Source organism: Vibrio furnissii CIP 102972 (assembly GCF_000176175.1).
GTDB classification, from domain to species: Bacteria; Pseudomonadota; Gammaproteobacteria; order Enterobacterales; family Vibrionaceae; genus Vibrio; species Vibrio furnissii.
In genome coordinates, this window is the sequence record NZ_ACZP01000013.1 from 1,051,540 (window position 1) to 1,073,896 (window position 22,357).

Annotated in this window: 23 protein-coding genes; 6 read left to right on the forward strand and 17 right to left on the reverse strand. The window is 49.3% G+C overall.

Features of this window, described 5'->3' with window-relative positions; translation table 11 throughout:
- Positions 1 to 31: 31 nt before the first annotated feature.
- Positions 32 to 658 (reverse strand): TetR family transcriptional repressor PsrA, encoded by a 627-nt coding sequence (gene psrA, locus VFA_RS08845; RefSeq protein ID WP_038151293.1) that lies wholly within the window; start codon positions 656 to 658, stop codon positions 32 to 34.
- Positions 659 to 1,048: 390 nt separating this feature from the next.
- Here psrA and VFA_RS08850 point away from each other — a divergent pair, with 390 nt between their 5' ends.
- Together VFA_RS08850 and VFA_RS08855 are read left to right on the forward strand one after the other, a co-directional pair.
- On the forward strand, positions 1,049 to 1,960 hold the full coding sequence (locus VFA_RS08850; RefSeq protein WP_172475404.1) for a 1-aminocyclopropane-1-carboxylate deaminase/D-cysteine desulfhydrase: 912 nt from the start codon (positions 1,049 to 1,051) through the stop codon (positions 1,958 to 1,960).
- Between the two features lie 24 nt (positions 1,961 to 1,984).
- Complete coding sequence (locus tag VFA_RS08855) at positions 1,985 to 2,269, forward strand: YnjH family protein (RefSeq protein ID WP_004726376.1); 285 nt, start codon at positions 1,985 to 1,987, stop codon at positions 2,267 to 2,269.
- A gap of 20 nt (positions 2,270 to 2,289) precedes the next feature.
- Here VFA_RS08855 and VFA_RS08860 read toward each other — a convergent pair whose 3' ends face one another.
- The 15 genes from VFA_RS08860 to agaR (VFA_RS08930) form a co-directional block, all read right to left on the reverse strand.
- Positions 2,290 to 3,741 (reverse strand): NAD-dependent succinate-semialdehyde dehydrogenase, encoded by a 1,452-nt coding sequence (locus VFA_RS08860; protein WP_004726377.1) that lies wholly within the window; start codon positions 3,739 to 3,741, stop codon positions 2,290 to 2,292.
- Positions 3,742 to 4,065: 324 nt separating this feature from the next.
- The gene (locus VFA_RS08865; RefSeq protein WP_004726378.1) at positions 4,066 to 5,187 is read right to left on the reverse strand and encodes a M20 family metallopeptidase; all 1,122 of its coding nucleotides are present in this window, start codon (positions 5,185 to 5,187) and stop codon (positions 4,066 to 4,068) included.
- A 9-nt stretch (positions 5,188 to 5,196) separates the two neighbouring features.
- The gene (locus VFA_RS08870) at positions 5,197 to 5,664 is read right to left on the reverse strand and encodes a YjiG family protein (RefSeq protein ID WP_004726379.1); all 468 of its coding nucleotides are present in this window, start codon (positions 5,662 to 5,664) and stop codon (positions 5,197 to 5,199) included.
- A complete protein-coding gene (locus VFA_RS08875; protein WP_004726380.1) occupies positions 5,661 to 6,404 on the reverse strand; it encodes a nucleoside recognition domain-containing protein in 744 nt (247 codons plus the stop codon). Before VFA_RS08875 ends, VFA_RS08870 begins: the two co-directional genes overlap by 4 nt.
- Positions 6,405 to 7,124: 720 nt before the next feature.
- A complete protein-coding gene (locus VFA_RS08880) occupies positions 7,125 to 8,105 on the reverse strand; it encodes a DHH family phosphoesterase (protein ID WP_004726382.1) in 981 nt (326 codons plus the stop codon).
- A 295-nt stretch (positions 8,106 to 8,400) separates the two neighbouring features.
- Positions 8,401 to 9,264: a tagatose bisphosphate family class II aldolase gene (locus VFA_RS08885; protein ID WP_004726383.1), complete on the reverse strand. Its 864-nt coding sequence runs from the start codon at positions 9,262 to 9,264 to the stop codon at positions 8,401 to 8,403.
- Positions 9,255 to 10,454, reverse strand: a complete 1,200-nt coding sequence (nagA, locus tag VFA_RS08890) for an N-acetylglucosamine-6-phosphate deacetylase (protein WP_004726384.1) — start codon at positions 10,452 to 10,454, stop codon at positions 9,255 to 9,257. The genes VFA_RS08885 and nagA overlap by 10 nt, the downstream gene beginning before the upstream one ends.
- Complete coding sequence (agaF, locus tag VFA_RS08895) at positions 10,444 to 10,884, reverse strand: PTS galactosamine/N-acetylgalactosamine transporter subunit IIA (RefSeq protein ID WP_004726385.1); 441 nt, start codon at positions 10,882 to 10,884, stop codon at positions 10,444 to 10,446. Before agaF ends, nagA begins: the two co-directional genes overlap by 11 nt.
- A 57-nt stretch (positions 10,885 to 10,941) precedes the next feature.
- Entirely contained in the window at positions 10,942 to 11,823 is an 882-nt protein-coding gene (gene agaE / locus VFA_RS08900) for a PTS N-acetylgalactosamine transporter subunit IID (protein ID WP_004726386.1), read from the reverse strand.
- Positions 11,813 to 12,589 carry a PTS N-acetylgalactosamine transporter subunit IIC gene (gene agaW, locus VFA_RS08905; RefSeq protein ID WP_004726387.1) on the reverse strand — a complete coding sequence of 259 codons (777 nt, stop codon included), beginning with the start codon at positions 12,587 to 12,589 and terminating at the stop codon, positions 11,813 to 11,815. Before agaW ends, agaE begins: the two co-directional genes overlap by 11 nt.
- Positions 12,590 to 12,604: 15 nt before the next feature.
- Complete coding sequence (agaV, locus tag VFA_RS08910) at positions 12,605 to 13,078, reverse strand: PTS N-acetylgalactosamine transporter subunit IIB (RefSeq protein ID WP_004726388.1); 474 nt, start codon at positions 13,076 to 13,078, stop codon at positions 12,605 to 12,607.
- 10 nt (positions 13,079 to 13,088) lie between these two features.
- Complete coding sequence (locus tag VFA_RS08915; RefSeq protein ID WP_004726389.1) at positions 13,089 to 14,252, reverse strand: SIS domain-containing protein; 1,164 nt, start codon at positions 14,250 to 14,252, stop codon at positions 13,089 to 13,091.
- The gene (locus tag VFA_RS08920) at positions 14,252 to 15,559 is read right to left on the reverse strand and encodes a D-tagatose-bisphosphate aldolase, class II, non-catalytic subunit (RefSeq protein ID WP_004726390.1); all 1,308 of its coding nucleotides are present in this window, start codon (positions 15,557 to 15,559) and stop codon (positions 14,252 to 14,254) included. Before VFA_RS08920 ends, VFA_RS08915 begins: the two co-directional genes overlap by 1 nt.
- A gap of 8 nt (positions 15,560 to 15,567) precedes the next feature.
- Positions 15,568 to 16,356: a transcriptional repressor AgaR gene (gene agaR, locus VFA_RS08925; RefSeq protein WP_038151454.1), complete on the reverse strand. Its 789-nt coding sequence runs from the start codon at positions 16,354 to 16,356 to the stop codon at positions 15,568 to 15,570.
- A 367-nt stretch (positions 16,357 to 16,723) separates the two neighbouring features.
- On the reverse strand, positions 16,724 to 17,503 hold the full coding sequence (agaR, locus tag VFA_RS08930; protein WP_004726392.1) for a transcriptional repressor AgaR: 780 nt from the start codon (positions 17,501 to 17,503) through the stop codon (positions 16,724 to 16,726).
- A gap of 488 nt (positions 17,504 to 17,991) precedes the next feature.
- Here agaR (VFA_RS08930) and VFA_RS08935 point away from each other — a divergent pair, with 488 nt between their 5' ends.
- The 4 genes from VFA_RS08935 (at position 17,992) to VFA_RS08950 (ending at position 20,892) form a co-directional block, all read left to right on the forward strand.
- Entirely contained in the window at positions 17,992 to 18,495 is a 504-nt protein-coding gene (locus VFA_RS08935) for a helix-turn-helix domain-containing protein (protein ID WP_038151295.1), read from the forward strand.
- Between the two features lie 706 nt (positions 18,496 to 19,201).
- Positions 19,202 to 19,420, forward strand: coding sequence for a hypothetical protein (locus VFA_RS08940; RefSeq protein ID WP_025637825.1), 219 nt, complete (start codon positions 19,202 to 19,204; stop codon positions 19,418 to 19,420).
- A 64-nt stretch (positions 19,421 to 19,484) separates the two neighbouring features.
- The gene (locus VFA_RS08945; RefSeq protein WP_025637826.1) at positions 19,485 to 19,760 is read left to right on the forward strand and encodes a helix-turn-helix domain-containing protein; all 276 of its coding nucleotides are present in this window, start codon (positions 19,485 to 19,487) and stop codon (positions 19,758 to 19,760) included.
- Positions 19,753 to 20,892, forward strand: coding sequence for a reverse transcriptase family protein (locus VFA_RS08950; RefSeq protein WP_004726393.1), 1,140 nt, complete (start codon positions 19,753 to 19,755; stop codon positions 20,890 to 20,892). Before VFA_RS08945 ends, VFA_RS08950 begins: the two co-directional genes overlap by 8 nt.
- Here VFA_RS08950 and VFA_RS08955 read toward each other — a convergent pair.
- Positions 20,870 to 22,051: a tyrosine-type recombinase/integrase gene (locus VFA_RS08955; protein ID WP_004726394.1), complete on the reverse strand. Its 1,182-nt coding sequence runs from the start codon at positions 22,049 to 22,051 to the stop codon at positions 20,870 to 20,872. The two genes, VFA_RS08950 and VFA_RS08955, sit on opposite strands and share 23 nt — an antisense overlap.
- Positions 22,052 to 22,357 lie beyond the last annotated feature (306 nt).

Consider the following 22,357-nt stretch of genomic DNA (forward strand, 5'->3'; position numbering starts at 1 on the left):
TTCACTGGTCTTTATACTTATTGTCTTAATTTTAGTGTGCAGCCACGCCGGCTGCTAAGTATGGAATAATCTGGTCAACGACCGCTTTTGCATCGACCTTATTTCCAAAATCGTTTTCAGCAATTTGTGCCAAAGCCTGACTCGAAGACATCGTGAAGACACACGTTCCGAGCGTAAAGTGCAGTCGCCAGAATAAGGTTTCACGAGTCAAATCCGGATTGGCTTTCATCACCGATTCAATAAACAGAGACAACGCATCGTTATACCGAGTGGTGATAAACCAACGCAGGTGTCCTTGCACATCGGTATAGCCGCGTCCAATCAACAACATAAAGCGGCTGGTGCCGTTCGGACGAACATCATTGAGTGCTCGCAGCGGGCCGCGCAGCGATTCAAACACATCCGCCACGGTGTATTCGTCACGTAAATTCAGGTTGATCAGCGCATCGTGGACTGCAGGCATAAATGCCTCTAGGTAACGATTAAGCACTGCACGCACCAATGTTTTTTTGTCTCCAAAGTGGTAATTCACCGACGCTAAGTTCACGTTCGCCTTGCTGGTAATGGTTCGTAACGAGGTATCGTTAAACCCATGTTCCGCAAATAATCCCTCAGCGACGTCCAGTATCTTTTCCTTAGTACTACTTCTCGGTGCCATTTTAATCACTCGTATCAAACATCTGTTTGAAATATACCGTTGACACAGATCATTAACAAGCAATTAACATCACACTTTTCACTCTTGGTCTGACCAGAATGTATTTTGTACAACTAACAGCTTGATCCAGCTCTAATTCTGAAAAATGTGAATTTTTTTTATCTTTTCTGGGAACTCTTTCTGTGCGGCCCGGTCTGAATTATCGTAGTTGCCAGAGCTTTAAGAGTTTTACAGGCCGTCGAACGTTCTTCTTTCTGCCAACTGACATTTACGCTGCTTTTTCTTATTAACTCCTATGTTTGTATCAGCCCAGATCGTCTTTGTTCTGGGCTTTTTTTCGTCTGCCGTTCAAGGCACACTATGCGTCATCGCCTTTACATATCGCTTAACATGAAGCTTGCCCATAGCCCGATCACTCCACATCATTTTTCCGGCCACGCGTTTTATCTCAAACGGGATGACTGGTTACATCCGCAATTTAGCGGCAACAAAGCGCGCAAATTGATGAGCTTGCTGACGGGGCATTATCCCAACATCACCACCTTGATCAGCTACGGTTCAGCGCAGGCCAATTCGCTCTACTCGTTGGCTGCGCTTGCACACTTACGCGGTTGGCAACTTGAGTTCTACGTTGATCACCTGCCTGCGTGGCTGCAAGCCACGCCCATTGGCAACTATCGGGCAGCATTGGCATTGGGGGCTCGCCTCATTGAAACTCGGCCACTGGGTTTCGCTCATCCGCGTGATTACATTGCACAGGTTCGCCAACCCGATGACGCCTGTTTGTCGGTGGAAGAAGGCGGCCGCAGTGTTCTCGCTGAGCAGGGGGTCACTCAGCTCGCCGAAGAGTTATTGGCATGGATAGCAACGCAACCGGAACACCCCTGGCGTGTGGCGCTCCCGGCCGGCACGGGTACAACCGCGTTGTATTTGCATAAAGCGCTCTCTTCACATCATATCGAGGTGGTCACTTGTCCTTGCGTGGGGGGCGAGACTTATCTGACGCAGCAATTTCTGGCATTGGGTGAAACGGCCCATCCCACCATCATTTCGCCTTCATCCAAGCATCATTTTGGTCGCCTTGATCCACAAGACTATGCGATTTGGCAAGCGCTCCATGCACAGACGGGGGTGGAATTTGAGTTACTTTACGATCCGTTGATGTGGCGTTGTCTGATAGAATGGTTACCCACTCAACCTGCTAAATCGATGATTTACATTCATCAAGGGGGACTGCTCGGCAATGAGAGTATGCTCCCACGCTATCGGCGCCTCTTGGGTGAGCCGAAGCTGCAACCTTAATCTGGGCGCAAAAGGAGTCCATGTATGATTAAACCCCTCAGCGTATGGGCCGCAATGGCGCTGACCGCCAGTGTGCACGCCGCCAGTATGCACACCAACACCGCGTCCACATCCAACCAACACAATACCCTGTTGATGGATGGAAACCTTGGCAAGCGCGTCTGTTATTACGACGATAAAGCGTATTCCGAAGGGTCGGTCTTGCAGATCGGGGCCGTGTATATGATTTGTCAGCGAGCCAATGATTTTGAAACCAATGGCCCGCTGAAATGGGTGCTGTTACAACAAGAGCAACCTAAAACGCCTTAAACCCAGGCGTGCGTGATGAGTTAGTTCAAGCCGCCCATTAAGGTGTATTTCACTTCTAGGTATTCTTCCAGTCCGTGCTTGGCACCTTCGCGTCCCAAGCCGGACTCTTTCACACCACCAAACGGGGCCAACGTGGTGGAGATCAGCCCTTCATTGATTCCAACAATGCCACTTTCTAATGCTTCACTCATTCGCCATGCACGCGCCAACGATTGGGTATAGCAATACGCGGCCAAGCCGAAATCGGTGGCATTGGCACGCGCCACCACTTCCTCTTCCGAACTAAACCGAAACAGTGCCGCCAGCGGGCCAAAGGTTTCTTCGTGAGCCACCAGCATGTCATCGCTCATGTCGGTCAAGACATGGGGAACCAGCAAGCGGCTGCCATGTTGAGGCAATGTCCCAAACGCCACTTTGGCGCCCTTCTCCACCGCATCACTGATGTGACTCAGTACTTTCGATGCCGCCGCATCGTTAATCAGCGGGCCGATGTGTGTTCCGGCGTCTAATCCGTTGCCCACCTTCAGTTTGCGCACGCGATCCACCAATTTGGCGGTAAATTGCTCATACACGCTGTCGTGCACGTAGATGCGGTTGGCACACACACACGTTTGACCCGCGTTGCGGAATTTGGCGATCATCGCCCCGTCGACCGCCGCATTGATGTCGGCATCATCAAACACGATGAATGGCGCATTGCCCCCCAGCTCCAGCGACAACTTTTTCACGTTGGATGCCGATTGTTCCATCAAGATTTTACCCACGCGCGTTGAACCCGTGAACGACAACTTGCGCACCGTTTTACTTTTGGTCAGCACTTCACCAATTGAAATCGCATCGCCCGTTACCACTTGCAGTAAACCATCCGGCAAACCGGCACGTTTGGCGAGTTCGGCTAACGCAAGCGCAGTGAATGGCGTATCGGGCGCCGGTTTGAGCACCACCGCGCAACCAGCAGCAAACGCAGGCGCCGCTTTGCGCGTGATCATCGCAGCAGGAAAGTTCCACGGTGTAATGGCGGCCACAACCCCCACCGGTTCGCGAGACACCAAAATGCGTGCATCGGCTTTGTGTGTGGGAATCATTTCCCCGTACGCACGTTTGGCTTCTTCGGCATACCATTCCACAAAGCTCGCGGCGTAGCCGATTTCACCTTTGGCTTCGGACAGCGCTTTGCCCTGTTCACAAGTCATCAGGTAAGCCAAATCATCTTGATGTTGCTCAATCAGATTGAACCAACGACGCAACACACCAGAACGCGTGGCAGCCGTCTCTTTTGCCCACGCACGCTGCGCGATCTGCGCAGATGCAATCGCACGTTTCACCTGTGCCGCAGTCAATTCAGGCACTGTACCAATAACCGAATCATCAAATGGATTGGTCACGGTCGCGGTTTGACCATCGTCACTGGACACCCAATGGCCATCAATAAAACATTGCTGTTGGAATAGTGCGGAATCGGATAATTGCATACCTATCTCCTGAATCGTGAGTCGAGCGGGCTGAAAGTATTTTTCAGTGTATGACATCAGTTATATCACTAAACCGGAACGTCGTCTGAATGAAGTGGGTGATTGACGTGTAAGAGCGCAAAGGTGCAGCAGTTTGGGCGTGATCGTCCCCCAATTCGCCTCTCAATGCAGAAGTGAAATGCAAAAGGTCAAGCAGCAGGCTAATACAGAAGGCTCATACTGAAGGCAAGGCAAGAGACATGCCCGCGCGTTTAGTCGCGCAGCAAGGACGGATAAAAAAATCCCCGAGGAAGCCCCGGGGATTTGCAGACAGGATTGGGCCAATTACGCCAATTTTTCAATCACACGCATCAGCAGGCGAATGCGTGGCTCAATCGATGCCAGCAACAAGTACTCTTGATCGCTGTGGAAACCGGCGCCAATCGGGCCAAGGCCATCGAGAGTCGGTACACCAAGAATGGCGGTATTGTTGGCATCAGAGCCCCCACCAACCGCTTTCCAATTGATGTCAATCGCCAGCTCGCTTGCCGCAGCTTCCACCAGCTGCATCAAACCTTCAGTTTGCGCGCTTGGCATCATCGATGGTTTGTACGCTTCGCGTTCAAGCGTCACGTGAACATCCGCGGTAAATGGCGCGCTTGCCAAACCATTCAGTTTGGTGTCGACGTCATCGTACTCGTCGTTGCTCCAGAAACGAACGTCGACAATGGCTTCTGCATGATCAGGAACGATGTTCGCGCCATCGCCACCCGATACAATCCCAACGTTCAATGTGGTGCCGGATTCAAAATTAGTCATCGCATTGATGGCCAGAATCCAGTGCGCCATTTCGGTAATCGCACTACGACCATTCTCCGGATCGTTCCCCGCGTGGGCAGCGACGCCATTAAAGGTGATTTTGTAGCGTGCCATGCCTTTTCGCGCTTTCACCAAACCGCCGTCTGCACGCGCCGCTTCTGCCACCAACACATGCTGGGCGTGTTTGGCCACCGATTGAATCCAATCGACCGAATCCAGCGAGCCCGTTTCTTCATCCGGGTTCATGCAGATGCAAACCGACAGGTTGTCCAGCACTGCTGGATCTAGATGACGCATCGCATACACGATGTTCAGCAGGCCAGATTTCATGTCCGACACACCCGGACCATACGCTTTCTCGCCATCCGTCGACATCGGGCGCTGCGCGGCCGTCCCAACTGGGAATACGGTGTCCATATGGCCAATCAGCATGACGTCGATATGCGCTGCCTCGGGCTGATTACGGATTTCTAGACCGACACCCGCTTTACCGCAATCGATACGTTTAACTGTCCAACCCGGCAGGGCTTGGAACTTGGCTTCAAACTGCGCCGCAACCACTTCGATGCCGTCGGTGGTGTACGTCCCACAATCGACATTGATCAGCGGACGCAATTCTTCGAGGTATTCGTTAAGAGAAAATTGCATGATGAACTCCTAGACAAACAAATTCATGACCAGCATGGCGCCAAATGCGTTGATAATCGAAATGATGATCATCACTGGAATGTAGCGACCTTCAGTCCCGATAGGGCCCATGATGCGACCCATGTACTGAACCTGAGACCCCATCAGATAGATAGCAGGTGCCAAAATCGCGATGTGAGTACCGTTCAAAATGCCTTGGTCGAACAGCGTGATCACCACGCCCACAGCGCCGCCCATCGACATCCACGCGCCGATCAATACCGCAGCAGCTTCACCCGGCAAACCAAAGACCGCCATGATTGGAGAAAACACCGTGCCCATCAGATCCAGCGCACCGGTGATTTGTAGTGCAGCGATAATCACAAACGCCATCAGCACGTTTGGCACTGTTGACGTGGTTGCGATCACCCAACCTTTCTTAGCGCCTTCGACGAAAATATCCGTCACCATTGGCTTACTTGCTTTTGGGTTACTCATTGTGCCGCTTCCTCTGTCAAATGCTTCGCGTCTTTCTTACCTTGTTTGTCTTCTTTGCCTTCCGTGATGTTGAGGTACACACGGAACAGGTTCGCACCCACGATCTTAAAGGCAAACATCACCACCACTGCCAGACCAATCGACGACGACACCGCCAAAGAGCCATCTGCCATGGTGAGCGTAAACAGCACAGCACCAGAAGAGAAAAAGTTCACAATGGCCGCACCGGCGGTGAATTGGAACATCGTAAACACGTCGGTTTCGCGTTTGGTGAGATGCCCTTCATCTTTCAGTTGGCGAGTCATGGCTGCGCCAGCATCCGTACTTTGCAGCGATGCGATCAGCGCCAAACCGGTATTCCCAGGAATCCCCATGATTGGGCGTAGTAAAGGCGTCAGTAGCTTACGAGCCGCTTCAAGTGCGCCGTAATGCTCTAGCACATTGATCATGCCAAGTGCGAACATCACCGTTGGGATCAGGGTGAGTGCAAAGATAAAGCCATCGCGTGCGCCGCTACCGCCCGTACCACGGAAAGACGTGGTGGCGGCTTGGACGACGCCATCGGCCGTGGTCGTGACGCCGTGCGCCACCTTACCGAAAGAGCCATTTAATGTGGTGAAGTCGAATACGCCATACCACGCATTGGATTGCATTAAACCAGAGAAGAACACCACGGCAAACGCCAGTGCGATATAGCACCCAAACGTCACCTTGCGTTCAGTTGGAACAGGAGTTGTCATAAAATAACCTACACATGAGGAACAGGGCACACATGCTCCTCCTAATATAAAACGGGAAAAATGATCAAAATCAAATCGCTCGTTAAACAGGTTATTCCCTACAATTATGAATTTTTATTTTATGATTTCAATCACACTCGAAATATAATAAGAATTGCGTTAATAATATCGACACATCGCACTAAATGAATCATTCCCGCATAAACAATTCATATTAAAGATGACTTAATGAAATAACACTGACATCGAATTTGTGATTCATTTCTTATTTTGTGCAGCGCAAACCCACTGATAAATCAGCAACATGAATAGATACAACCCAGCGCATTCAAAGCAGGTTGTATTGATAGGATTTTATTTGAAGTCCTCCCAAATGATGCGATTCCAAATCATGGGGTGATTCATCTCCTGCACACCCATGTGTTTGTTCTGGGATTGGTCGAAATAAAAATAGAAGAACATTAAAACCACTCATCCGGTCATTGTTTAAATGAACGGCCACGCGTTCAGCTTATTTATAGCCTTGTTATCGACTGCCACTAAAATATTTAGGACGCGCGCATAATGGCGTAATAATATTGATAAAAACAATGACAAGTCACCGTGATGATTCAAGGAATGAAGGCACGCTCGCGTGATCAGAAACGATCGCTGACTCTGGTAAGCACCGATGCCATGACAACACAGCATCGGCTAAACGGAGACGACGAAGCGTCGCGGCTACGACTCTTTTAATTGCAACTGTGGCTTAATCAAATCGTATACGTAATCAAATTCATCCGCGAGTTGATACATGTGGTTGATGATCCCACCCGCCATGTGAGGGTGACCACCACCAAAGCCGATACCGCTGTCGTTCAAGGCTTTGCGCACAATGCGCGCCACGTTGTTGTGTTGGCATTCTGAGCGGAGTGAAAGAAAGGTTTTCTCTTTGCTTCTGGCACTCAAGACCACCATGTCGATCTCATCGACACCCAGCAGGAAATCCCCCAGTACACCCAGCATGTTTTTGCTGCACCCTTCCGGCAACACCGCGAACGCGCAGTTCTTTTCTCGCTTCATGGACGCAAGCAAGGTGTCGAACAGTTTAAGTTCGTGAAACTCAATTTGATTACGGCAAATGCGATTGACCATCGCCATGTCGGCCTTGGATTGCAGTTGCAGCAAGGCATGAATATCTGCAGGCCCAACAGCGCGCGTAAAATTCGCGGTATCAAATGTGAGTCCCACCAGCAACGCGGTGGCGATTTTAGCTGGGATGTCGACGTCACACTGATTGTAATACTCAACCATCATGGTCGCCGTTGAGCCGTAATCAGGACGAATATCGGCATACCACACAAAGTCAGGAGCGCTGACTTGATGGTGATCGATCACGCCCACTTCCAAACCCGGGAAATCCGTCACGTTCTTTTCACCAATACAGCCATCGACCACAATGATTTTGTCATCGGGCGTCAACCCCAGTTGATGCGGTTTGACGATGGGAATGTGCAACCATTCAATCAGGTTGCGTAGCGAAATGCGGTCGATAAAACCGTGGTAAGTGATGAATGGCTTGAAGCCGAGCTTGCGTAGAAGATAAGCCAACGCAAAGGCCGAGCCTAAAGCGTCGTGGTCTGGAAAATCATGGGCTTGAACGATGATGCGTTCACACTGTTTCAAGCTAGCAAGAAACGTTTCAAAATCGTGGTATTTCATGGAATAGACGTTGTACCGAGATGAAAAGCGGGCGCAAGCGACAAAGAAAACGGGGCTGGCCAATGCAGTTCATTCATTGTTGTTATTGATGAGCCTTCGATTAAACGCTCAAGCCACCAAAAGTACAACACTCAGTCCAAATTCAGACACATTTAATTGACAAGAGTCTCATGTCTACATTTTCTCGCGCTGCAGGGAGACCGTTGCACGCAGCGTCGGTGGCCACAAAAAAAGGGCACTGTCACCAGTGCCCGACTCATACTTAGAGCGTTAGGGGGAAGTATGAGTGAAACACTCAGCGAGACGACAACTGACCTTCACTGCCGCACAGACGGATTTTATCCATGACCACTCGCTTCATGGCCGCTTTCCCTGGTGTGATGTATTTCCTTGGGTCGTTGGCATCAGGATGTTCGGAGAAATGCGTTTTGACCGCGTTAGAAAACGCGATTTTGAGTTCGGTCGCCACGTTCACTTTGCACACGCCAAGCGCAATCGCGCGTCTCACCATGTCGTCCGGCACGCCCGATGCGCCATGCAGAACCAGTGGAATGTCCACCACCGACTGGATTTTTTCCAAGCGGTCAAAATCGAGGTGAGGTTCTGCTTTATACAAACCATGTGCCGTGCCAATGGCCACCGCCAATGAATCAATGCCAGTTCGACGCACAAATTCAGCCGCAGAAGCGGGATCCGTCATCAATGAATCGGCGCTGTCGACGATCAAATCATCTTCCTGCCCGCCCAAACGCCCCAACTCAGCTTCCACGCTGGCATCAAAGCGGTTACAAAACGCCACCACCGATTTCACCACCTCAATATTTTGTTCAAACGCGTAATGTGAACCATCGATCATCACCGAACGAATGCCGTGTTCCACTTTGCTGCGAATGTCTGGCAGTGTTTCGTGGTGATCCAAATGCAGCACCAACGGAATGGCATGCTTGTGCGCCGCTTCCTTACAAATGCTGATGAGATAATCGGTCCCTGCATATTCGTAAGTACCCGGCGTCCCTGCGAGGATCACGGGCGACCCCATTTCAGACGCGGTTTCGACGACCACTTGCACCGTCTCGAGGTTATGGATATTGAATGCGGGCACCGCGTAACCGCCCTGTTGAGCGCGCTTTAACATTTCACGAGAAGAAATTAGATACATAGAGCCTCCTGACGGGGTGAGGCCACGGCATCAAAGACCAGACGCCCTTTCACCCACGTTTTTTCAATTGAGAAATCAGAACTGACAGCAACCATGGAAGCGAATTTCCCCACTTCCAAGCTCCCCAGCTGATGTTGAATGCCTAACGATTCGGCGGGCGTATACGACGCCATCAGCCACGCTTGCTCAATCGGCACATTGAGCCAACGGTGAATGTTCTTGACGCCACGAAGCAATGTTAATGTGCTGCCGGCCAATCCTCCCGAGGAAGTCATGACTACCCCTTGCTTCATGTCGACTTGGTATTCGCCCAAGGTGTATTGCCCATCTGGCATGCCAGTCGCGCGCATGGCATCGGTGATCAATGTCATGCGCGAGCCACAGCAGCGATGAGCAACATCAATCGCGGCAGGATGCACATGGTGACCATCAGCAATCATTTCCACAAAGCAGTGCGGATGTAGCAACCCCGCGCCCACCACGCCCGGATCGCGATGATGCAGACCGCGCATTCCGTTGTAGCAATGCACAATCCCTTTTGCGCCCGCCGCCAACGCCGCCTTCACTTGCTCGTAACTGGCGTCGCTGTGGCCCAACATGACGTGAATGCCATGCGCATCGAGATAACGAATGGCGTCCAGCGCGCCAGTTTTTTCCGGCGCTAAGGCCACTTTGAGCAGTTGGTTGTCGCTGTAAGAGATCCAATCTTCCAGCTCTTCTACGGCCAACTCACGAAACCATTGGGTCGGGTGCGCGCCTTTGTTTTTTTCGGTGAAATAGGGCCCTTCCAAATACGCGCCAAGAATCTCAGCCCCCTCGACGCCGTCGTGCTTACTTTTGGCCACTTGTGCCAGTGCCGCTCGAATTTTGGCCACAGGCGCCGTCACGGTTGTTGCGACAAACGCGGTCACTCCCAAAGTGGCGAAATAGCGCGACATGGTATTGAGGCTGTCGTGCGTCGCATCCATGACATCGCACCCTTGGCTGCCGTGCACATGGCTATCGATCAGCCCCGGCATCAAATCCACAGGGCCAAGAGGAATCGCATCGGCATGACGCTGACCGTCATACGGTTCGATGGCGCTGATCGTTCCGTTTTCATCGACCGTCACCACGGCGTCTTGCAGCCATTGCTTACCATGCAGCACTCGCTGAGCGCGAAAACAGTGTGCGTGCGATTTAGATTCCATCGTCTGCTACCATTGTGCTAAGCGGGGCTTTCGCCGCCATTTCTACGGCCAAACAGGTGATGCCACGATGACCGCATTCCAATGCGAGATTGCGAAACTCAAGCAGTGACAGCGCATCCCTTTCGAGCAACATTTCCGCCGTCATCTGCATGTTGGTTCCCGTGATCACTTCAATATCTTGGCGTGCTTGGCTCAGCAGCGATGCGGTGCGAAAGGGCGTCCCGCCAAGTAAATCGGTCAGAAAGACAATGCCTTCGCCACTGTCGATCTCTTTCATAGCTTGGCGCATTGCTGCCTCCAACTGTGGCGTGGTCATCTGCTCAGGAAAATCAATGAATCGAAACTGATCTTGCTCACCAATCACCTGATGCACCGCCTGCGCCATGCCCGAAGCAAACGCGCCATGACCTGATAGTATTACCGCTAACATAGAGGTCTCCTTGATTGGGGCTGACACCTCAGCCCCGTTGCTGTGTGCGATTCGATGTTACAGAACGCCCATAAATCGCCCGGCCACACCCAAAACCATGGTGATGATGATGAGCTTTAACGGACTCCAGCCACGTTTCACCAAGGCATACATCAACAAGGTGTACACCAAGGGCAAGAAGGCAGGCATCAACTTATCAATCACATCGGCTTGCAGTTTAACTACCGCGTCCCCGGCTGTAATTTCAGCGGTGGTCGCAAGGCGAACGTATGTCGCGACCAGTGCACCAATGACGGTCATCCCCACCATCGACGCGGCATGACCAACTTTTTTGGTGTTGGCTTTGATCATTGGAATAGCGGCAACCCCCATGCGATAGGCGTAGTGCGCCAAACCAAAGCGCAAGCCAAAATGCACCGCGTTAAATAACACAAAGAAGAACACCGCCCCCATGATGGAACCTTGCAGCGCAAGGTCCGCACCGATACCGCCGCAGATGGGTAGCAGTGTCAGCCAGAACATGGCATCCCCAATGCCGCCCATCGGCGCACCGACAGCAATTTTGGTGCTCTGAATACTGTTGATGTTCTGTTTAGAGCGTTCCATCGCCAGCACAATACCCATCACGAACGTGACCAAAAATGGGTGAGTATTGAAGAACCCCATGTGTCCTTGCATTGCTTTGGATAGATCCGCTTGATTGGTATGAATCTTTTTCAGTGCCGGAAGCAATCCGTAAAGCCAACCTGAGGCTTGCATACGTTCGTAGTTGAAGGACGCTTGCAAAAGCAGCGAACGCCAAGCCATTTTGTTGATATCGGCTTTAGTGAGCTCGGCCCCAATCGCTTTGTTCTCATATTCGTCGGCAGAAACGCTTGGCGCAGGCTGAACGGAGGTCTGACTCTGCGGCACCGCTTGGTTGATTACATTAGATTCCATCTTCAAGATCCTCGGCTGAAGCGTTAACAGGCGTTGGTTCTGACTTGCGCATAAAATCGATGATGGCCATCGCAGTGGCGGCGCAAGCAATTGCCAAAATGGGTAGTTGAAGCCAAGCGGCGGCGACAAACCCTAAGATGAAGTACGGAATATAGGCATTCTTCATCATGATTTTCATCAGCACGGCAAACCCAATCGCCGGCATAATGCCCCCCGCAACCCCTAGGCCATCAATCAATGCTTTCGGGAGCGCCGCAACCATCGCACCTGCATGGTCAGCCCCCAGATAGATGGGCAAAAAAGCACACAAGAAGTAAAAACTCCCCAACACCGCCAGCGCGAAATAGTTCACTCGTTCAATGCCACGAGTATCGGCATTCTTGGCGTATTCATCGCACTTCGACATCACCGCTGACATAGCGGAGAACAGCAAGGTGATGCCCATCTGAACCGCGACCGCAAAGGGAACGGCAACCCCAACTGCAACGTTTGGTTCCACGTTGGTCGTGATAGCGAAAGTGGTGCCCACGATGGTGCCAATGATGACATTGGGCGGCTGCGCGCCAGCCAGTGGCACAAGCCCCATCCAGATCAGTTCTAACGTTCCGCCGACCAAAATCCCGGTGTGTAAATCACCGAGAATCAGACCAACCAACGGTCCTAAGACCACCGGCCGGTGAAAGTGAGTCAGGCCATTGAAAAGGTCAAGACCGGCCAAGAAGGCCAGTATGCCCAACATCAACGCCTGAAAAAGTCCTATTTCCATAGTGAATATCCTTAATCAGAGTAGAGTGAAGAGGTCTGTTGCACTTTCTGTTGGGACGCCCTGAATGGTGCAGCGTACGCCGAGTGCTTTGAGTTGTTGAAAATCCGCCACGTCTTCGGCATCCACCGAAACCGTTTTAGAAATTTGTGTTTTGCCATCGATGTAATGCATGTTGCCCACGTTGATCGCGGCAATCGGAACCCCACCTTCCACCAAGCGGCGAAAGTCGTGCGGAGTCTTACACACCAACAAGATGCGCTGACGGTCCGACGCTTTATGGATGGTGTCGATGGTCTTTTGTACCGTCCAAAAACGAATGGCGATTCCGTCTGCCAGCACCATCTCCATCAGGTTCTGCTGAATGGTGTCTTCGGCCACCTCATCATTGGCCACCACCACAATGTTGGCGTCGGCAAATCCCACCCATTGCACGCCCACTTGGCCATGCACCAAACGTTCATCAATTCGGCTGAGTACAATATTTGGCATGATCCGGTCCTTACTGATTCACATCAGGTTGCGGTGAATAGGGATAAATGGTGACGCCTTGCACAACGCGATTCACTTCGCCGGTCGGGCACGGATTGTCTGGCCCCAATCCCAGTTGAAGCGATTTTTCAAACGCCAACATTTGGCAAAACAGGATGTATGGGAAGCAGAGCCAGCGGTCACCAAGGTTCAAACGACCCAACTCAAAAACGTCTTCTTCATCAAGAGGCGCTTCAGTCAGCGCCACATGACGCAGCGCCTGATTATCACGGCGAATTTCACGCAGCAGATCCACATCGTATTGACGCGTGTAGTCATCGCTCGACAGCAGTTGAATCACCAAAGCTTGGTGGTTGATGGTAAATTTAGGCCCGTGGCGAAAACCCAATGAAGAGTCAAACGCCGTCATTACGTGGCCTGCACTCAGCTCTAATGACTTGAGCGACGCTTCACGGGCAAGGCCAGAAAATCCGCCACTGCCCAGCACAATCAAGCGCTCGTAAGGCAGAGCAGCCAGTTGTTTGACGGCGCTTTGCCACTCCGCCAATTTGCGTTCACACAACTCGGCAGTGGCACGCACTGCCGCCATTGATGAAGCGCCCAGCAGTGCCAGCGTGGCCATTAACATGCAACTAAAGCTGGAAGTCATGGCAAAGCTTTTGTCGTTTGAACCTTCTGGCATCAATACGCACAACGCATTCGGAGCGTGTTCGGCGTAACGAGAAAGTTCACCATCGCCATTGCACGTGAGAAACAGGTGATAGCACTCGTTGACTCGCTGATCCGCCAGCTCAACCGCAGCAACACTTTCCGGGCTGTTGCCAGAACGCGCATAGGAAACCAGCAACGTCGGACTGGCGGCATCCAGATACTGCTCCGGGTTAGACACTAGGTCCGTGGTTGGAATTGACGCCACTTGAAATTTCAATTCCGGCTGCAAAAACGGCGCCGCGGCATCCCCAACAAACGCAGATGTGCCCGCACCCGTCAAAATAATTCGTAGGTCGTCACGCTGTAACAGTGGCGTAAGAAAGCCGTCGATGCGTTCAGCTTGCAGCGCCAAACTTTGCGCCAACGCGCGCCACAACGCAGGCTGATGCGAGATCTCTTGAGCCGTATGAATCGCGCGATGTTCGGCAAGCCAAGCGGATGAATAACCTAAATAAGCTGTCATTAAATCGTCTCCTGATACTCAGCCTCATTGCGATAACAAGCATCGGCATACCGCTGAGTCACTTCCATGATTTTGTGAATGATGATCTCCGCGGGATGATTGGCAATCTGTTGCTGCGCAATCGCTCGAGCCTGATTAGGCAAGTATTGGCTTAATAACGTCGTCGGTAAGGGGTTATCAATAAGGTTGGTCAACTGGATCTGCTGCGCTGCTTGCACGTCCGAATGCGCCCAGTAATAACGAATGCGGTCACTCAGGCTGTAGGTGCAATCTAAGAATTGCTGATGCCCTTTGCTTTGATAATGAGAACGCCAGTGATTGGGCTGTTCATGCATCACTTGTTCGATGGTGTCGCGCAGGTGGGAGGCGTGATGCGCGCCCAACCACTCTTTCTCTGCCGCATCTAACGCAAAGAGTGCTTCACGCAATGCAAACGTCAGCGCAGGCCCCACTTTCAAAATCGCAAAATGGTCACGCACGAGCGCATGATAAGCCGAAGGGTTTTGGTAATCGGTCGAGTGGGCTTCAAACACCAAGTGTGGCTGGTGCTCAATCATTTGACTCAGTGGTTGTGCTTTTTGGCTTTGATAGTGATGCACATCATGGTGATCAAACTCCACGCCAGGCTGCACCACCAAGCCAATCACGCGCGGCCAGACATACGCCAACCCTAAATCACTGAATGCTTGATGATGCGCATTCAACGTCGCAATGGCTTGCGCTGGCTGCGTCACTTGCATGTCATGCTCATGCAACGATTCAAGCGCGCCCCCCGGAATTGGCACTTCTGTGCCAATCACATACAACGGCGCTTCGCCACCCCGGCTTTTCCACGCTTGCTCGGCGACCATACACAGCTGCGCCGCACGCTCGGCCATCACAGCTTCACTGAGCGGCATGTCGTCTCCATCGCAAGCCATCGAACAATCGAGATGAATTTTATTGAAACCGGCGGTGACGTAGTCGTGAATCAGCTGTGCGGAATACTCCATCGCTTGTCGTGCAGGCAAATGCTGCCAGCAGTTTGGACCAAGGTGATCGCCGCCCAAAACCAAGCGCTTTTTCGGAAAATTCAAGCGCGCCGCCAAAGCAACCACATCATCGGCAAACGCGCGCGGGGTTAGGCCGGTGTAGCCGCCAAACTGGTTCACTTGGTTGGATGTCGCTTCGATCAACACCAGTTGATCATCGCGCGCCGCTTGTTTGATCGCAGCTTCCAACACCAGAGGATGCGCAGAACACACGGAGTAGATCCCCTTAGCTTGTCCTTGTTTATGTTGCTGAATTAACGAGAGTAGCGTTTTCATGGTTTGTCCTAGTTCAACTTAAGGTGTGAGGAAATGTGGTCTGCGATGATGACGTCCACCCCCATCTCCAGCAGCGCTTGATGCGTGGCGTGTGGAATGAGGCTGTCGGTCACCAGCACATCGATCTGGTTGGCTGCGCGGATCAGGCAAAAGCTTTTACGGCCAAACTTGCTTGAATCCGTCACCGCAATCACTTGCCTCGCCACATCGCACATGGCGCGATTCACTTGTGCTTCATGGCTATCGGGCGTCGTAATACCAGCGTGTAAATCAAATCCATCCACCCCTAAAAACAACTTGTCGAACAAGTAGGAACGAATGTGTTGTTCGCCATGGTGGCCCGTTAGAGAACAAGATGCGCGGCGCAAACTGCCGCCAATAACATGCAGCTCCACATTGTCGTTGTGGCTCAATTGGTACGCGGTGTTGAGTGCATTCGTCATCACGACTAATTTTTTCTGGGTCAGATGCTGAGGCATCAACGCGATGGTTGAGCCGGAGTCGAGAATGACGGCTTCGCCATCGCTAATTAACTGCGCGGCTGCCAAAGCAATCATCTGTTTGGTCGTGCGATTTAGTTGATCTTTTCGATGTAGCGGTTGGTCAAACGCGAAATTGGGATTGAGGTTTGCGCCGCCGTAACAGCGAAAAACACAGCCTTCTTTTTCAAGCACATTGAGGTCATGGCGAATCGTGACGGCAGAGACATTAAAGGTCAGCGCGAAATCATCCACTTTGCCCGAGCCGTGTTGCTGAATGTGAGTCATGATTCGTTGTCGACGTTCTGCGCTGGTCATCATTGTTCTCCCCTTTCGTTGCCTTTCAGTTGACTTTCCACAGCTTTCGCTTCGTTGTGTTTTTATTTAATCAGGGGCTGTTTGAGAAAAATGAAAGCCAGATCACAGCGGAAAACCTTTCGATTTAACGACAAAAAACCTTTCACTTCGCAAAAAGTGAAAGGTTAATCTTTCGATAATTCGACAGTCAAACGAGGGTTAACCGCAGAAATTCAAGGAAATAAGGGAAGTGAAAGTGAAAGGGAAAGCAGTGGTTAAAAAAGCGGCGCAATTTCACATCATGACCTGCGTGAGATCACACTTTGCGAAAGTCAGCTTAAAATTCAGCGGTCACCCTTTGGGGCACATGGTGAAAAGGAGGCAATCATCAGGCCGTTGGCAGCAGGTCCACCAAACGCACATCTACCCCCATCGCCACCAATTCACGGTGATAATCGTCAGGAATGCCACTATCGGTAATCAGCATGTCCAACTGTTCTGGACGCGCGATTAAACAGAAACTTTGCCGGTTAAATTTCGAAGAGTCCGCCACGGCGATCACCATCTGAGCCGCTGCCACCATGCTGCGATTGATGTTGGCCTCGCCCGAATGGGGCGTGGTGATCCCCGCAGACTTATCAAAACCATCCACACCCAAAAACAGTTTATTGAAGCGAAACTGGCCGAGCAGCGCTTCGCCGGACTCGCCATGCAATGAATACGAATTTTTGCGCATCACCCCTCCCGTCACAATCACTTCAATGTCTTCGTGATTAGCCAAGTGGTACGCAATGTTGATGGCATTCGTCATCACCTTCAGTTGCTTTTTATGCGTCAAATGAAATGCAATGTGCTCTGTGGTCGAGCCGGAGTCGAGAATTAAGGTGTCACCGTCTTCCACCAGCGAGGCAGCATACGCACCGAGCTGGCTTTTGATGTCCTGATTTAACTGCTTTTTATCGTGCAATGGCTGGTCAAATGCAAATTGCGCGTTGATCAGCGCGCCGCCATAGCAACGCGTCACACAACCTTGTCGTTCAAGGATGTTCAGATCGTGGCGGATGGTGACTTCGGACACTTGATAGCGCTTTGAAAAATAGCGAACCGTGCCACGCTGATGAAGTTGGATATAACTGAGAATTTCAGCTCTGCGCTCTTTCGACGTCATCAATACATTCTTAGAAAACAATGAGGTAGCTTTCAGTCTAACCCATATGCATCGAGGCTTCCTATGAAACTACTCATAATTTTGGACTTGTCGGCGTTAAACGTGGCGTCACGCCAAAACGCATCTAGTTGAGATTGCAGAAACGAAAAAGCCCCAGCATTTCTGCTGGGGCTTAGAATTTGGCGGTGAGCAAGAGATTCGAACTCTCGATACGTAAAGCTACGCTTTCACCATCACCTAACGGCGATGTGCCGTATATAGGTCAATGACTTATCTTCAGTAAGATAGCAAACCCACTGTTGATTGTGTGCGTTTGTGTGGGCTGATTTTACACGATTTTACTTTTTCGATACAGCATATCTCTGCATCCTAATGTAATATTCGTTACTTAACTTTTAATACACAAGGCAGTGGAAAGTTAATAGATGCGCGCTGAAGAGGTTTAGAGCGTCCATTGCTTCCTTAATCGAATACTAAGGAGGCCTAAAATGGTCAATCAGTTTTCTATAACGAAAACCATCATTGAATCGAATCTAAAGCAAGCGCACGGAATCACAGCCACTGAAAAGTGCGTTTTGATTACACTTTCTAGTTACTTCGGTAATCAAGAAAACCCTTCCGTGTTCACATGCTACCCAAGCCAAAATCGTATCGCTAGAGAAGTAGGTTGTACTCGTCCAACCGTGAACAGCGCACTTCAAAAGTTTGAGCGATTAGGGTTCTTGAGGGCGAACTACCGCAGCACACCTGAAGGTGGCAACACTTCAAAACTCTATACATGGCTTGGTATTCCAACAACAGAAGAACTGGAAAGCGAAAGCTCTGACGAGCCAAGCGAGTCTGACGTTGTGGAAACTAGAACGGAAGTAGAAGAAGCACTTACTGAAACGCCAGTAGTCGTGGAGTCTACACCTTCCCTTCAGCCTGAAAGTAGACATGAATCAGTGCCTACTTCAGGCTGGTGGGCCGATGAAGATGAATCACCGTTCTGAGATGGCCCCTTTGGGGGCTTTCTTCTCTCTTTGACAGAGTATGTAGCATCAGAATACTACCCCTATCCAATCTCGCTACAGGCCTTGTAGCATAAAGCTTCACCCCATGTTAATCGAGTAGACACAAACATACTAAGGAACAGACTAGTTAATCTACTATTTATCCTACCAATTAATAAGTACGCTGAAAGAAAAAGAGAGAAATCACAAATAGACTTCCCCCCTTTCAGTGTCAATACATGTGGCCGTTCGGTGCATACATTAAACCGCTGATTCAATACCATATGTATACCTATCGACTAAACCCTACCAACGGCATGACCTTTCAAATGACAACTCAGTAATTCTGCAAAATAAGTGTTGACTCTCAGTCCACCCTACACTATTCTAAAAATGTGCAGACGAAACCGTCTGTAACGCTCTTTCAAAATACCTAAGTATTCGTGATTAGTTAATTGGCTTAACCGCCGTTCATTTGTTTACTCAAAATGGACTATGTTTTCAGCCCACATACGAATTTATCTTCTTATCGGGATATCTCGTATCGCATCGTTGAATAATGATGTTGGCGGCAGGAAATACCAGAGTATTTGCTCTGGAGGTGTTGGTTGGTTTGTTTACTGTGTTTCTATTCGGTCACGATGTGCAATTGCGGCAGGGTACATCCGTATCCGATTAGGCAACAATTCAACTAAAGGTATTATTTATGAAATTGAAAGAAACTCTCACGTCGCTAAAAGCGGCAAGAGAAAAATGCGTTAACACAGTAGACAAGGGCACACTGGACAAAATTGATGGAGCAATTCGTCAACTTGAGTCTTTAGAGAAAGTAGAATCAAAACCAAATAAGATGCAGTGGCTTGCAGGTGCAGTAAGGGTATTAACTCTTCTAAAACTACTGGTCGGTGACATTGATTTAGGATGATAGATGCTTTTCGAATGTGCAACCGACCAAATAAATCCTCCCTTCAACAAAGAGCGAACCAGTTATGTTACCTATCGGACAAACCATAAAAGAGCTGAGACTACTTAAGGGACTATCCTTAAGCCAAGTCGCACAGCTATCCGACATGGACAAATCGTACCTATCAAAGATAGAGAACGACAAAAGAGACCCTTCGATAACCTCCCTAGAAAAAATATGTGCCGCAATAGAGATTCCGCTTAGCATATTGATACTAATGTGCGATGAAAATGAAGATGGGCCATTCAGCGTACTAACCGATGAATTAAAAGAGTTGGCAAGAGAAATAATTAGTGCATAACCTTTCTCCAGTTTATAAGCAAAAACCTATCAGCAGCATAGATGCACTTTGCCGACTACTTCAAGTAGAGCAAAGAGACTTACTTTCATTGGCGGAAAAATCCAACTCTCATTATTTTAAAAAAACAGTGGAAAAGAGTGGCTCTAAACCAAGGGTTACTTACAAAGCATCCCCCAAGCTTCGCCCTATATTAGACTCACTAAAAGATAGAGTGTTCTCTTGTGTGAGCTTCCCTGCTTACATTGCTGCTGGTCAGCTAGGTAAGAGTTACGTGGCTAATGCAGAGTCCCATATTGGTGCAAAAATGTTAATGTCCGAAGACATTAAAGACTTCTTTCCATCGATTACGCAGTCCCAAGTCGAAAACGTATACAAACATTTCTTCAAATTTGCCCCTGATGTATCCCTGTTACTTTCAGAGCTTTGCACAAAGGATGGTAAGCTAGTACAAGGTAGTCCACTAAGTGGTTATCTTGCTAACCTAGTTTTCTTTAGAGAAGAACACTCCATTGTTGCATCGTGTATCGAGCATGGGCTGCATTACACACGCTACTACGACGACATTCACATTAGTTCGTGCCAACCATTCTATGAAGAAGTGCACGACTTAAAGCAACAGTTATACGGAATGATGGGTCGTGTTGGAGTTAGCCCGCATCGCTCCCCTAAGAAATGCAATATCAAGCTATCTAACACTAGACTTGATGTTCACGACGTTACCATTAACTCTCATAAAACTTCCCCATCAAGAAAGAGAGTCTCTAAAGTCCGCAACTTATTGTTTAACTTCAATAATTGTGTATCTTCGGGCTGTAACATCGAAACCTTAGTAAAACAATATCGAAGCATCTTAGGGCATATAAACACGCTACAACAGCAAGGTTATAGCAAAAGTAAGACTCTCAAAAAAGAACTCCGTGAGGCCGTTCATCACATTGATGAAAAAAGCGCTAAAAAATACGCTAGAGGCTATAGAAAAGTAAAAAACAGTAAAGAGTTCAAAGCATTTAGCCTTAAAGCTTCCATACTCAAACGCATCAACGGAAGAGTGGCGTCTGTTATTAATGCTGAACACGATGCTGCGAAGAAGAAGCTGGAAAGAAATAAGGCTAGTCGCAAGCCAACGAGCTAAAGAGCCCCTCTCGCACGAAACTATCGTCATGCTTTAATGCTAACATTTGCATGGCGTTGTGTTTATTTCTGTAACTAAAGCCTGATAAATACACCTTACCAGTGGTTAATTTACCTACGCTGTGCCCCAAAAGAGCACCAATCAATTCTTCTTTTACTCCTTGATTGAAGAGTTCTGTTACCACATAGTGACGCAGAGAATGGAACGTTACATTGTAGATATCTAATTGCTTCAGCAGTTGGGAAAAGAACTTACTAGGCTTGCCAACATAACCGTTGTATTTACTGTAAGGCAGCTCAAAAAGTCGCTCATCACCCCCTCGACCTTCCACCAGTTCAACGAACAACTTATTTAACTCGTTGGTTATTGGAATCTCACGTTCACTGGCTGAGTTCTTGAGTTTCTTATCAATATGAGAATCATTGATACTCAAACTTGGTTGCTTACCTAAGTCAATATCGCCAACTCTTAGTTGAGCTAACTCATTGAGCCTACAACCTGTTAGAGCTGCAATACGAGGTAGATAGTACTTCCATCTATCCACTTCATTCTTGTATCTCTCTGTGGCTTGTAGGAGCATTTTAAGCTCGCTTTCAGCAATAGCTCTAGTTGGTCGAACTGGCTTCTTCTCTACACTGATTTTGAACCATTCAGTTTCAACCTTATGCCCTAGGCGATTGAAACAGCTAGAGAGTAAACGGAGTTTTTTCTTCATAGTAGTAGCGCTACAGGTCTGTGTTTGCTTCCACTTTTCAATGTGAGCACTCCTCACGCTATCTAGTGTCGTTGAAGGAGCAAGACAATTAACAAAACCATTCCAACAGTTGCGGTATTCTGTCTGACTTTTTGCACTCAAGTCTTGAAGAAAGTCCACGATATCAATGGAAGATAACAACAAGCTTTGTTTCTTCTGCCTTCCTGAAAAGTCACTGTAAATAGATTTGATTTCATCAACGGTAGGGTTTGAAAGCAGAAGGATTCGACTTGCTAGGTCGGAGGCAAAGCGAACAGCCGTCATGTAATCTCTGGTTTTTAAACTCAAGCTTGGCTGGTGGTGCTTCCCATTGACCCTAACATTCCATCGAAAGGCATAAACACCTGTTCGACTAGTAAAAAGGTAAAGCGTTTTGCGTGATGTTAGGCGTTGATTAGATAACATTGTGTGAGCTCCAGTGTGGGCTCTTGCTATCTTTAAAACCTTCAGATATGAAAAAAGGCCTGATAAATCAGACCTTTAAGAATGTGGCGAGCAAGGGCTTCTACCAGGGCACTTAATTGATTGTTTTTATTTAAAAATATCCAACACTTATTTCAAATGCATTTCAAAAAGCATTACTTTAGGCAACTGCTTAGTATTTCCACATTTGCCAGCTAAACAACAAGCAATTCCATTCAACAAACAGATTCAAACTGCTTTATGGAGTCACAGTGACACTATGTCGGATTCCTATTTCATCCACTACAC

Coding starts and splice junctions, on each gene's coding strand:
- agaW (WP_004726387.1), bottom strand. CDS start 12,589: ATGGAAATAGGACTTTTTCAGGCGTTGATGTTGGGCATACTGGCCTTC.
- psrA (WP_038151293.1), bottom strand. CDS start 658: ATGGCACCGAGAAGTAGTACTAAGGAAAAGATACTGGACGTCGCTGAG.
- nagA (WP_004726384.1), bottom strand. CDS start 10,454: ATGGAATCTAAATCGCACGCACACTGTTTTCGCGCTCAGCGAGTGCTG.
- agaF (WP_004726385.1), bottom strand. CDS start 10,884: ATGTTAGCGGTAATACTATCAGGTCATGGCGCGTTTGCTTCGGGCATG.
- VFA_RS08870 (WP_004726379.1), bottom strand. CDS start 5,664: ATGAGTAACCCAAAAGCAAGTAAGCCAATGGTGACGGATATTTTCGTC.
- VFA_RS08860 (WP_004726377.1), bottom strand. CDS start 3,741: ATGCAATTATCCGATTCCGCACTATTCCAACAGCAATGTTTTATTGAT.
- VFA_RS08850 (WP_172475404.1), top strand. CDS start 1,049: ATGAAGCTTGCCCATAGCCCGATCACTCCACATCATTTTTCCGGCCAC.
- VFA_RS08875 (WP_004726380.1), bottom strand. CDS start 6,404: ATGACAACTCCTGTTCCAACTGAACGCAAGGTGACGTTTGGGTGCTAT.
- agaV (WP_004726388.1), bottom strand. CDS start 13,078: ATGCCAAATATTGTACTCAGCCGAATTGATGAACGTTTGGTGCATGGC.
- VFA_RS08885 (WP_004726383.1), bottom strand. CDS start 9,264: ATGTATCTAATTTCTTCTCGTGAAATGTTAAAGCGCGCTCAACAGGGC.
- VFA_RS08955 (WP_004726394.1), bottom strand. CDS start 22,051: ATGTTATCTAATCAACGCCTAACATCACGCAAAACGCTTTACCTTTTT.
- agaR (WP_038151454.1), bottom strand. CDS start 16,356: ATGACCAGCGCAGAACGTCGACAACGAATCATGACTCACATTCAGCAA.
- VFA_RS08865 (WP_004726378.1), bottom strand. CDS start 5,187: ATGCAATTTTCTCTTAACGAATACCTCGAAGAATTGCGTCCGCTGATC.
- VFA_RS08855 (WP_004726376.1), top strand. CDS start 1,985: ATGATTAAACCCCTCAGCGTATGGGCCGCAATGGCGCTGACCGCCAGT.
- VFA_RS08945 (WP_025637826.1), top strand. CDS start 19,485: ATGTTACCTATCGGACAAACCATAAAAGAGCTGAGACTACTTAAGGGA.
- VFA_RS08935 (WP_038151295.1), top strand. CDS start 17,992: ATGGTCAATCAGTTTTCTATAACGAAAACCATCATTGAATCGAATCTA.
- VFA_RS08940 (WP_025637825.1), top strand. CDS start 19,202: ATGAAATTGAAAGAAACTCTCACGTCGCTAAAAGCGGCAAGAGAAAAA.
- VFA_RS08920 (WP_004726390.1), bottom strand. CDS start 15,559: ATGAAAACGCTACTCTCGTTAATTCAGCAACATAAACAAGGACAAGCT.
- agaE (WP_004726386.1), bottom strand. CDS start 11,823: ATGGAATCTAATGTAATCAACCAAGCGGTGCCGCAGAGTCAGACCTCC.
- VFA_RS08880 (WP_004726382.1), bottom strand. CDS start 8,105: ATGAAATACCACGATTTTGAAACGTTTCTTGCTAGCTTGAAACAGTGT.
- VFA_RS08915 (WP_004726389.1), bottom strand. CDS start 14,252: ATGACAGCTTATTTAGGTTATTCATCCGCTTGGCTTGCCGAACATCGC.
- agaR (WP_004726392.1), bottom strand. CDS start 17,503: ATGACGTCGAAAGAGCGCAGAGCTGAAATTCTCAGTTATATCCAACTT.